Origin of the sequence: Campylobacter sp. RM9331 (assembly GCF_020137685.1) — a bacterium.
In the GTDB taxonomy this organism is placed as follows: domain Bacteria; phylum Campylobacterota; class Campylobacteria; order Campylobacterales; family Campylobacteraceae; genus Campylobacter_E.
Genome location: NZ_JACGBA010000030.1, coordinates 1 through 10,724, shown reverse-complemented (window position 1 = coordinate 10,724; position 10,724 = coordinate 1). Strand labels below are relative to the sequence as shown.

The window sequence follows — 10,724 nt, the reverse complement described above, 5'->3', positions numbered from 1 at the left end:
CTAGAGTTAAAGATTAATAGTTTAGCCCAACTTCTATCATTATGCTTCTTCCACTTGCATAATCATATATTAGCTTATCGTCTTTTTTGCTTGCGTTTATTTTATTTTTTGTATTTAATAAATTTTCAATATTTACATTTGCAAAAAACTCAATATCTTTTTTCATTTTATATTTATAAGCTATATTCATATCCCAAGTGAAGTGATTATTTAGCTTAATTAACTCATATTCTCTAATGCGTTCAGCTCTATTATAGCTAGAAATTAAAGCCTTTTTGCTAGGTGTAAAAGTAAATAAATTTGTAAATCCTAAACCATAATCAGGAATATTTAAATTATATAAAAAGGTGATTTTGTATTTATCATAATAATCAATTATCGGAAGGTCTTTTTGAGCTATTATTTCGCCATTATATTTAACTTGATTATTTCTATCCCACTCATCGCTTTTATAATCTTTAAAATCTGATTTTTTCTTTGTATAGCTTGCACTTAGGCTAAAATCATTTAAGGTATTAAAGATTTCAATGCTTTTAGCGTTTGCTATATCTAGGCTTATAATATCAGCTTTTGAAGTGCCTAAATTAGTATAAACTTTATAATTTTTTGATAAATTTTCATCATCAATATTGGCTAAGCCTAAAGTTTCTTTATCGCTTAAAACCACTTGATTTTTGCCTAATCTTTTTAAGTATTTTAAACTAAGCTTTGTGTTTTTAAACTCGCCCCTATAAAATACGCTAAACTCATCATTAAATGAGCGTTTTAACTCGTTAAAATTATACATATTTTTCTTACCGCCAGTTTGCTTAAACTCTTCATTATAATCGGTTCTACTTAGAAATTGTGTATAAGAATAAATCTTATCATATAGCTTATATGTGAAGAAATTCTTACCATAATATCTATTAAAACCAGTTCCAAAGAAATTGCTCTCATCACCTAATAAATCAAACTCACTTGTAATTCTAGGAGCTATATTAAACTTTTTAATAATACCATCATAGCTTCCCCTTGCACCTAATCTTAGATTAAATCTTTTGTATTGAATATCATCTTCTAAATATAAATCAAAATTAGTTGCGCTAATTCCTGTTTTAAATTCCGGAGTAAAAGTTGCGTTTTTTAGATATTGCCCTGCTCCTGCATTGCCTTTCCTATCCACAGCATCACCCATTAGGCAAAATACATCACCATCCTTACAAACCACATCATTAGGTAAAATAGCGGGATTATAGTATTCTGCTAAGTGTTTTAAGGTCTCATAAGAAGCTTTTTTATGACTTAGCTCAAGTCCTGCATAAAAAGTATGCTCTGTATCTTTAAACTCTTTTACATCGCTTTCAAAATCAAGCTTATAATTTAACTCCTTTGTTCGTTCCCTTATATCTCCATAACCACCTTTCATAGAGTAAGTTCCAATGCCCCAATTTGCAACTTTGTTTGTAAAAAAGCCAAATTTCATATTTTTATCAAAATACCTTGCACTATCTTGAATGCTGTAGCCTAAATTTTGAGTGATATTAAAGCTATCAAATTCGCTAAAAAGCTCAATATTTGAAATTATCCCGCCAAATTTAGCTTCTAAATTAGAATCAATCACACCTTCTAAAAAGCCCTTATAAATGCTAGGTGCATAGATAATGCTAGGCCTAATTATATGATTATCTAAAGCAATAAAGCCTTTTAATAAAAAGTTTTCATTTCTTCTACTTTGATTAGGATAAAAATATCCTTGCGCTAAAACTTCTCTTTTTGTTGGCATTTTTATCATTGAAGTTGTTCTTGAATAATCAAACAAAATCCCATAATCATCGCTAAAACGACTTTCTAAATAAATATTTTGATTTTGTTTTACGAAATTATTATTTAGGTTTTTGCCACTTTTTGTTTCATAAGAAGCTTTGTTTTCTTCATCTATTATGATTTTATTAAGGTTGCCATCTGTATAGCTAGTAGATATTCTAGCTCCAAATGTTTTAATTGGGTCTTTTAGTTTAGTATCTATTACCCCACCTTCAAAATTGCCGTATTTTGCACTAACATTACTATCTAAAACTTTTATACTTTTTAAAATATTTGTATTAATCACGCTGCCTTGAGCTCCCATAACAGGTGCTCTCCATAGTGATGCTGCGTTTATGTTTTGATTACCTGCTGGGTCAATCGCATTATCAAAACTCATCCCATTTACTAAAAATGCGTTTTGATAAAACGGTGCTGCGTTTATGCTAAAATCCTTTGGGCTGATTTCTGCTTGATTTGTAGATATATTATCAGTTGAGTTTGAAAATATATTAGAATTTTGCTTTACAACCTCATCTATTTTTTTACTTGAATTTGTGTTTTGAAAATTATATATTTTATAACTTGAGTATTTTGAATACCCCCCCCCATTAGCTAGATTTTGTCTATTTTCTACGCTAATTTCACCTACATTTAAATCATTTGCATAAACTAAGCTTGCAAATAATAATAAAGATAATTTGGTTTTCATTCGTTCTCCTTTGAAAAACGATAATTATTACCAAATTAACTTAAGCTAATATGAATTTAATACTAATTATTAAAATCTAAATATAAATTAAAAATTCAAATTAGAATTCTATTTACATCTTACTATATTTCAAACTTAATTTAAATTTTACCAATAGTAATTTGTATTATTTATATTAATTTCAATAATCAAGCTTAGGGCGTATTGTTTCATCACTTGAAGGTGGGAGTTCTGGATAAACTATCTGTGGTAGTTTGCCACTAAGTGATTTTAAAAAGCTTATTATATTTTTGATTTCTTGCTCGCTTAGTTCAATTCCAAGCTGAATTCTTCCCATAGATTCAACTGCTTCAGTTAAGCTCCAAATACTGCCATTATGAAAATATGGGGCTGTTCTTGCTACATTTCTTAAGGTAGGAACTTTTACTCTATTGTTTTCATTTCCGTTAAAATCTCCATAATTTACATATTGATACCTAACAAAGCCAAAACCCCTAAATGCTCCGCCAACATTTATCCCGTAATGGCATAAAACACAACCTTTATTAATAAATGTTCTAAGCCCTTGTTTTTCATCAAAACTTAAAGCATTTACATTGCCTTCTAAAAACTCATCATATCTTGAAGGAGTTATCAAAGTTCGCTCAAATATGCCAATAGTTGCTGCAATTAAGTCAAAATCAATATTAATATCATTTGAAAAAGCGTCTTTAAACTCATTTACATATTCAGGAATACTTTTGATTTTTTCTACTACGATTTGGCTATCTTCTGCCATTTCTACATTAGCTTGGATAGGTCCTTTTGCTTGTTCTTTTAGATGATTTGCTCTGCCGTCCCAAAATTGATTCGGGTTAAACACTGCATTATAAACGCTTGGAGCGTTTAGATGATGTGGATTTGCTTGCCATTTGTGTCCTGTACTAGCTGCTATGCCATCAACTCCACCTAAGCCTAAATTATGACAAGTATTGCACGATATTAGCCCGCTTCTTGAAAGTCTTGGGTCAAAATAAAGCTTTTTGCCTAATTCAATTCTTTTAGTTGTAGTTGGATATATTTCATAATCAGGGCTTGTATTTTTAATTAGCTCTTCTAATTCATAAGCATTGCTAGGGATTGCTTTTAGTCTTATTTTTTTAGCATAAGCGATTAGAGTTTTATCATCTATATTAAAAATATCTTCTCTAATTTGTCTAAAACTGAGCTCATTAGAAATTGCAAAACTAAGTGCAAATCCTAAAAATATTAATTTTTTCATACAAGCTCCTTTTAGTAATTTTTATAATGATATTAATAATTATTTAATAATATTAAATATTAATAATTATAATCAATAAAAAAGGAAAGATTATGAGAAAACTTTTTATTTTGTTTTTTTGTGTTTATGCAATAGCTAGTGATTTAGCGAACAAATGTAAAGAAAATGATTATTCATCTTGCACAAATCTAGCAATTAGCTTAATAAATAGTGATATTAAAAGAGCTAAAAAATTATTAGCACTATCTTGTGAAAAAGATGTTGCCTTAGCTTGTCATCGCCTAAGTATGATTTATTTTAATGGTGCTAAGAAAAATACACAATTAGCAAAAGAATTAGCAAATAAAGCTTGTGATTTAGGCTATTTGCAAAGTTGTCATAATCTAGGAAATATTTATAAATACTCTTTAGCTAAAACTAAGCAAGATTTTCTTAAAGCAATAAATTATTATGAGAAAAATTGTGATAAAAAATACGCAAATTCTTGCTATGAGCTTGCAAATTTATATCAATATTATTTACCTATAAATGATGATTATGTTTTGCTAAATCATAGTAAAGCTTGTGATTTAGATTTAGCCGCGTCTTGCTATCAGATAGGCTATTTTGCGTATTTTAAAAAATATAATTTAAATGATTTAAAACTTGCTTTAAAATACTTCTTAAAAGCTTGCGAACTAAATTACAACCTAGCTTGTATGATGAGTGCAAATATTTATGAAAAACAAAATAATTTAGAAAATGCTTTGAAATTTTATAAAAAAGCTTGTGATTTAAGAAGTTTTACATCTTGTAATAATTACGAAAGAATTAAGGATAAGAAATGAAAAAATTATTATTAATATCAAGTTTTTTTATAAGTTTAAGTTCCTATGATTTTGGTATTAAAATAAATGAGTTTAATTCTAGCGAAGTTGATAGTTATTTTAATTATGAATATGGAAAAAGCAGACCTTACACATGCAATCTGCGCTCATCTTTCTTGCCAAACACAAAAAAAGGCGAAATTTTTAAGAAAATGTTTGGTGATAAAAAAGCTTATAAAAGTCTTAGAAGTCTAGCTTGTAATATTGATGAAAATAATTATTTTTTATGGCTTATTTTTAAAGATGATATTTTAAAGCAAATAAAATACGAACTTAATAAAAATTACGAAGATTTAAAACAAGAATTATTATTTAAATATGAGTTAATCAAAGAAAACAAGGTAAATCTTGATGATTATTATATAAGTGATTATGATGAATTTGAAATAGGAATTAACACTAAATGCAATGCTAAATATTGCAGAGATTTTAGTATTTTTAAGATTAGTGATAAAATTGAGCTTATATTAATTAATGCAAATTTTAACAATATAAAAAAATCAAGCGTAATAATTAGAGCAAAAGATTTAAAAGAACTTTATGATAAAAATAAATTTAATTTAAAGTGATTTTAATTTTCATTATATTATAATCTAATAATGATTATTATTTTGGGGATTTTATGAAGAAAGTTTTTCAATGTTTTATTATTTGCTCTTGTGCTTTAGCAGAAATTAATGTTGGCAGTATTGATGTAATTGGTGAAAGTGCTAGTTTGATTATTAATCAAAAAAGTACTATTTATTCAAATAAATTTTTAAAAAATTTTGCAAGCAATAATAAAGACATAAGCTCTATTTTAAAATACAATCCAAATGTAAGCTTTGATGTAAGCAATAATTCAAGCTTTAATGGTGCAAATATTGTGCCTGATAAAATAAGTATAAACGGAAGTCTTTTTTATCAAAATAATTTTACCCTTGATGGAATAAGCATTACAAACGATATTGACCCAGCGGGTTCAAGTACTGTATTAGATGATAAAGGGCAGTTTGCAACACCATCTCAAGGCGTATTTTTAAACACTAATATTCTTGATAGTGTAGAAGTATTTGATAGCTTTATCCCTGCTAAATACGGCGAATTTACAGGTGGTGTAGTTGATAGCAAGAGCAAAAATCCTAGCAAGGATTTAAGTTCTTATGTTAATTTTGGTTTTACTTCAAGTAATTTAACTAAGACTTTATATCCTGATTGCGATGAAAATGATATTTCATGCCTTGTTAGAATAACAACTTATGAAAATGATTTAAGCAATACAAGTTCAAAAAAATGGAAAAAATATAATACAAATTTTGGATTTTCAAATACTTTTAATGAAAAATTTGGAGTTTTGTTTGATTTTTCAAACTTAAGAAGTGTTATTACAAAGCCTAGCAAAGCACTTGATGAGAATTCTTATGATATTAAAAATATAAGCCAAAACTTTTTATTAAAACTTAATTATATTGCAGATAATGGAATAATCCTAACTCCAAGCATAATTTATGCACCTAGCAAACAAGAATACAATACAAGCGATAATTTAAACGGACATTACTCAATTACTCAAAAAAATATCGTATCAAAAATCAATTTATTTTATGAAAACGATAATTATGCAATAGATTCAAACTTATCTTATTCTAAATTAAATTACAATAGAGATTCTGATACTAGCATTATGCAAATTTGGAAGAGTTCAAATATAAATAATTGGAGCAATTCTAGTATAGCAAGAGTTGGATCAACTACTGCTGTTGATAGATTGCAAGATAATTTAAGCTTAGATTTTGATTTTAAATATTATTTAGATCATCATACTTTAAATTCAGGTTTTATTCTTAGCAATACAAAAGTAAGCCATCAAATTGATGAAAATGGTGCAATTTATGCAACTCCTAAAACTTTAAGTGGTGAGTGTTTAGCAAATGATATTGCGTGTTTAAAAGATGATTCATTTAATAATGCAGGGCAATTCTTATCTAGTTTGATTAAATATGATGGAACAAAACATGTAGTAAAATCAAATAATCTTGCATTTTATTTAGAAGATGAGTTTAGCTTAGATGCTTTTACTTTAAGATTTGGTGCTAGAGCAAATTATGATGATTTGTATAAGAATTTTAATTTTGCTCCTAGAATTAAAGCTGATTATGAGTTTAATGAAGATAGCAAAGTAAGTTTAGGTTATGCAAGATATTATGGAAGAATGCCTTATGCTTATGTTTTAAACTCGCTCATTTCTTCATCAAATCAAACTTATACAAGAACAACAGCTCAAGAAAAATGGAGCTTAAAAGCTGATTTTAAAAGCCCTAAAATGAGCCAAAATAAATTAAAAACTCCTTATGATGATGAGATTGCGTTTTTGTATCATCAAAAATTTTCTAATATTAGTTACGATTTTAAATATATTTTTAGAAATTCAAAAGACTTAATAATGACAGCTAAATCAAAAAGATTAGGCATAATTGAAAGCGATGGAATAGAAAAAACATATTACGCAAATATAGGAAAATCAAAAAATCATAATTTTAGTTTAAGTATTAGCAATGCAAATGAAATAGATATTTTTGGTGTTAAAAATAACTTTGCTTTAATAGCTAATTATGCTATTAATAAAAAGAATATGCAAGATTATACAACAGACCTTTTTAGCTTACTTGATAGCAATACAAGACCTGATAAGAACGGAAGAAGCTATGATAAAGAAAATATTATGTGGGATGGAAAAGTCATAAAAATAGAAGATAAACCAAATCTAAGCTTTGCTAAACCTTGGGCTATTAGACTTGCTACAACGCATAATTTTAATAATTTTACATTATCAAATTTTATTCACTATGAAGCTGGATATGATTATGAAAGAGCTTATGATTTTATAATAAATGATACTACTAAATTGAAGGCTTATGAGATAGCTCATCAAAACTCTAGCATTTTATATGATTTAAAACTTAAATATGAAAATCAATTCAAAAAAGTAAATTATTACGCAAGTATTGATATAGGAAATGTTTTTAATACAAAAAGAGCGAATAACGAATATTCTATGATGCAAGGTAGGTCGTTTTATTTTGAAGTAGGAGCGAAATTTTAATGCCAAATTTATTGCTAGAAAATGAAATAGACTTTATAGTTTTTATTATATTAGGTGTAATGAATGCTTTATGTATTGCGGTTTTGATTGAAAGAATTGTGTTTTATTGTGTTTTCAAATATGAAAATTATAAAAGTTTAGAAGAATTTGAAATAGGAATTAGCAAAAATCTAATAATTCTTTCAATCATAGCCCAAAACGCACCTTATATAGGGCTATTGGGAACTGTTTTTGGCATAATGATGGGTTTTAACAATATTGATGATACTGGTAAGATAATAAGTGCATTAAGTGGTGCTTTAAAAGCTACTGCGGGCGGGCTTATTGTTGCAATACTTGCTTTAGTAATATTTAATATTTTTGATAGATACAATGCAAAGCTGATTGTAAAATATAAAAAATTAAATAATCTTGTTACAAAATGAATAAACCTACCTTAAACATAATCCCATTAATTGATGTAATGCTAGTAATTATCATAATATCACTTAGCGTACAAAGTTTTGTAAAATATAAAGCAATTGATGTAACCCCACCACTTAGTAAAAGCGAACAAAATGCTGAAACCAAAGCAAATGTTTTAATAATTTCAAAGGAATTTGAATTAAGAGTAAACGATGATTTAATTAGTTTAAATGATTTGGTAAGCAAAATTAATAAAGATGAGAAATTAAACATAATTTGTGATGAAGAATTGTATTTTAAAGATTTTATAAAAGTAATTTATGAATTAAAAAATAATAATTTTAATAATTACACAATACTTACAAGGCTTAAACAATGAAAATAATTGTAATTTCTGTTTTGATATTTTTAGCTCAAGTTTTTGCCGTTTCTATAATACATGTAAAAGATGAAAGCAAATTAAAAAATCAAACAAGCATAAGCTTAAATGCTAGTAATTTTAGCTTTATACAAGATAGCCCTAAAGAAGAGTTAGTGGAAGAAAAGCTTGAAGAAGTTAAAGCTGAAGCAAAACAAGAGATTAAAGAAGGTATAAAGAAAAAAATCAAACCTAAAGAAGAATTAAAAAAACAAAGCGAAATAAAAAAAGTAAAACAAGTTATAAAGCCTGAAGTAAAACAAGTTGTAAAACAAGAAGAAAAGCAAGAAATTAATCAAAATTATGGAACAAATATTGAAGGAAAAGCCAACGCAAATAGTCTAAACAATAATTCCAGCAATGGTTTAAATGATAAAGCTTTAGCCTTGTTTATAAATGAGCTTTTAAATAAATATAAAAAATACCCAAAAAGAGCAAAAATGCTAAATATTAAAGGCAAAGTAGTAGGTAATTTTATGATAAAAAACGACGAGCTTACTATAAATATTATAGAAAGTTCTCACGAAATGTTTTTGCAGCAAACAAAACAAACAATAAGAAAAGTCAAAAACAAAATCCCAAAACAAGCACATAATATGAAAATATCTTTTGTTATTAATTACAAAACAAACGAAGAAATTTGACTTATTCAAATTCTTTTATCATACAAATTCTTACTATCTTTATACGCCATTAAAATAGCTAATAAATCTCTTTCATCTTTGATATTTTGAATATTAATTTTGCTAAGTATTTCTTCCATACTTTCACGAGTGCTAGTGCCTTTTACTTCTATTTTTTCTCTAGGTTTTTCTTCTTCATATTCAGCTTTTATTTTTAGATATTCTTTCTTAAAATCATCTATGCTTATTTTTTCATCTGCAAATAATCTAAAAAGCCTTTCATCATCGCTAAAATTAAATCTTAAATTATCATAATATGTAAAGCTACCACTACTACTATTTATAGGATTTGCTTGCAAAAAGCTTTGCAAATCTTTTTTAATCTCTATATCAGAATGCTTTGCAAAAGCTCTTTGATAAATACTATCTGTCTTATAATCATTTTGAACTTGTAAAAACAAATCAAACATATCATTAGGCTTAGCAATTTGGCTAAGCTCTTTGCTTAAATCTATCTTTTTTAAATCTTTATTATTTGTATTAATAAGATTTATTTGATTTAAAGATGGGTTGATTTGCATTTATGTCCTTTTGTTTATAAACTCGGTTTCTAGCATAGATAAAACATAAGCATCATAACTATCTTTTTGCTCTCTTAGAGATTTTACCAAGTTTGCTAAGTTTTCTTTATACACATTTAAATCGCTCTTTACTTCAATCGGTTCTCTTTTAATCTCTTTAGTATCTAGCTCTTTTGCTGCTAAATCCTTAGTAATTGCTAAAAGCCATCTAGGTTTAAATTCTTCTATGCTTAAATCACTATTTAATAAGCTTTCTAGCTCATCATTTAAGGCGATTTGCCCGTTTATTGAATTTGAATTAGTCATAATAAAGCTTAAAAGTTCGCTTAATTCATTTAAACTACTTTTATCATCAAGCCCTAATAGTTTGCCATAAATAGTAACTTCGCCATTCTTACTAACCCCACTAAAACTCTTGCCCCAATTATCGTGATTATATAAATTAGAAATGCCTTTTAAATCATCAGAGCTTACTGGCTTAGAATTTAAATCTTTATTAGTTTCAGTCCTTATCTCATCTCTTAAAAATATTTGCCTTAAATCCAAAATACTCTGATTGTTATTTATGATTGTCATGTTAACTAAACCCTTTTATCATATAAATTCTCGCCATTTTTATACGCCATTAAAATAGCTAATAAATCTCTTTCATCTTTGATATTTTGAATATTAATTTTGCTAAGTATTTCTTCCATATTCTCACGAGTGCTTGTGCCTTTTACTTCTATGGCTTCGAATGGTTTTTCTTTAGTTTGTTCTTCTTTTTCTTCTTGTTTAATTTCTTCTTTAGTATTTATTGCATTATTTCTTAAATTTTCTTTTTCTTTAACTCTAGCTTGTAATTCTTCAACGCTTGGCATTTTCTTACTATCTATATAACCTAAAAGTAAATCTTTAGGTAAACCTAAAGATGGCATATTTAGTGAGTTTAGTGTTCTATCAAGCTCTTTTTTATCAATTTCTACCCAATTTTGTTTATATTCTTTGCAAA

General features: G+C 26.9%; 11 protein-coding genes. 6 read left to right on the top strand and 5 right to left on the bottom strand.

Annotation, left to right across the window (positions count from 1 at the left end):
- Positions 1–13: 13 nt before the first annotated feature.
- Together AVBRAN9331_RS09370 and AVBRAN9331_RS09365 are read right to left on the bottom strand one after the other, a co-directional pair.
- Positions 14–2,497 carry a hypothetical protein gene (locus AVBRAN9331_RS09370; protein WP_336612892.1) on the bottom strand — a complete coding sequence of 828 codons (2,484 nt, stop codon included), beginning with the start codon at positions 2,495–2,497 and terminating at the stop codon, positions 14–16.
- A gap of 181 nt (positions 2,498–2,678) precedes the next feature.
- Positions 2,679–3,758, bottom strand: a complete 1,080-nt coding sequence (locus AVBRAN9331_RS09365; protein ID WP_336609016.1) for a cytochrome-c peroxidase — start codon at positions 3,756–3,758, stop codon at positions 2,679–2,681.
- A 92-nt stretch (positions 3,759–3,850) separates the two neighbouring features.
- Between AVBRAN9331_RS09365 and AVBRAN9331_RS09360 the strand changes: the two genes are divergently transcribed.
- The 6 genes from AVBRAN9331_RS09360 to AVBRAN9331_RS09335 are packed head-to-tail and all read left to right on the top strand — an operon-like array spanning position 3,851 to position 9,173.
- The gene (locus tag AVBRAN9331_RS09360; protein ID WP_336612891.1) at positions 3,851–4,585 is read left to right on the top strand and encodes a tetratricopeptide repeat protein; all 735 of its coding nucleotides are present in this window, start codon (positions 3,851–3,853) and stop codon (positions 4,583–4,585) included.
- A complete protein-coding gene (locus AVBRAN9331_RS09355; protein ID WP_336612890.1) occupies positions 4,582–5,193 on the top strand; it encodes a hypothetical protein in 612 nt (203 codons plus the stop codon). Before AVBRAN9331_RS09360 ends, AVBRAN9331_RS09355 begins: the two co-directional genes overlap by 4 nt.
- 53 nt (positions 5,194–5,246) lie before the next feature.
- Entirely contained in the window at positions 5,247–7,706 is a 2,460-nt protein-coding gene (locus AVBRAN9331_RS09350) for a TonB-dependent receptor (RefSeq protein WP_336612889.1), read from the top strand.
- Positions 7,706–8,131 (top strand): MotA/TolQ/ExbB proton channel family protein, encoded by a 426-nt coding sequence (locus AVBRAN9331_RS09345; protein WP_336612888.1) that lies wholly within the window; start codon positions 7,706–7,708, stop codon positions 8,129–8,131. Before AVBRAN9331_RS09350 ends, AVBRAN9331_RS09345 begins: the two co-directional genes overlap by 1 nt.
- Positions 8,128–8,490: an ExbD/TolR family protein gene (locus AVBRAN9331_RS09340; protein ID WP_336612887.1), complete on the top strand. Its 363-nt coding sequence runs from the start codon at positions 8,128–8,130 to the stop codon at positions 8,488–8,490. The genes AVBRAN9331_RS09345 and AVBRAN9331_RS09340 overlap by 4 nt, the downstream gene beginning before the upstream one ends.
- A complete protein-coding gene (locus tag AVBRAN9331_RS09335) occupies positions 8,487–9,173 on the top strand; it encodes an energy transducer TonB (protein WP_336612886.1) in 687 nt (228 codons plus the stop codon). The genes AVBRAN9331_RS09340 and AVBRAN9331_RS09335 overlap by 4 nt, the downstream gene beginning before the upstream one ends.
- A gap of 5 nt (positions 9,174–9,178) precedes the next feature.
- Here AVBRAN9331_RS09335 and AVBRAN9331_RS09330 read toward each other — a convergent pair whose 3' ends face one another.
- The 3 genes from AVBRAN9331_RS09330 to AVBRAN9331_RS09320 all read right to left on the bottom strand — a co-directional run.
- Complete coding sequence (locus AVBRAN9331_RS09330) at positions 9,179–9,733, bottom strand: hypothetical protein (protein ID WP_336612885.1); 555 nt, start codon at positions 9,731–9,733, stop codon at positions 9,179–9,181.
- Complete coding sequence (locus AVBRAN9331_RS09325; protein WP_214118886.1) at positions 9,734–10,309, bottom strand: hypothetical protein; 576 nt, start codon at positions 10,307–10,309, stop codon at positions 9,734–9,736. It abuts the gene before it with no gap.
- A gap of 5 nt (positions 10,310–10,314) precedes the next feature.
- Positions 10,315–10,724 (bottom strand): hypothetical protein (locus tag AVBRAN9331_RS09320; protein ID WP_336612884.1); only part of this gene is annotated, 410 nt, incomplete at its 5' end.

Bases quoted from the DNA above. Each gene is read 5' to 3' on its own strand.
- AVBRAN9331_RS09360 (WP_336612891.1), top strand. From the start codon at position 3,851: ATGAGAAAACTTTTTATTTTGTTTTTTTGTGTTTATGCAATAGCTAGT.
- AVBRAN9331_RS09340 (WP_336612887.1), top strand. From the start codon at position 8,128: ATGAATAAACCTACCTTAAACATAATCCCATTAATTGATGTAATGCTA.
- AVBRAN9331_RS09365 (WP_336609016.1), bottom strand. From the start codon at position 3,758: ATGAAAAAATTAATATTTTTAGGATTTGCACTTAGTTTTGCAATTTCT.
- AVBRAN9331_RS09325 (WP_214118886.1), bottom strand. From the start codon at position 10,309: ATGACAATCATAAATAACAATCAGAGTATTTTGGATTTAAGGCAAATA.
- AVBRAN9331_RS09355 (WP_336612890.1), top strand. From the start codon at position 4,582: ATGAAAAAATTATTATTAATATCAAGTTTTTTTATAAGTTTAAGTTCC.
- AVBRAN9331_RS09330 (WP_336612885.1), bottom strand. From the start codon at position 9,733: ATGCAAATCAACCCATCTTTAAATCAAATAAATCTTATTAATACAAAT.
- AVBRAN9331_RS09335 (WP_336612886.1), top strand. From the start codon at position 8,487: ATGAAAATAATTGTAATTTCTGTTTTGATATTTTTAGCTCAAGTTTTT.
- AVBRAN9331_RS09345 (WP_336612888.1), top strand. From the start codon at position 7,706: ATGCCAAATTTATTGCTAGAAAATGAAATAGACTTTATAGTTTTTATT.
- AVBRAN9331_RS09350 (WP_336612889.1), top strand. From the start codon at position 5,247: ATGAAGAAAGTTTTTCAATGTTTTATTATTTGCTCTTGTGCTTTAGCA.
- AVBRAN9331_RS09370 (WP_336612892.1), bottom strand. From the start codon at position 2,497: ATGAAAACCAAATTATCTTTATTATTATTTGCAAGCTTAGTTTATGCA.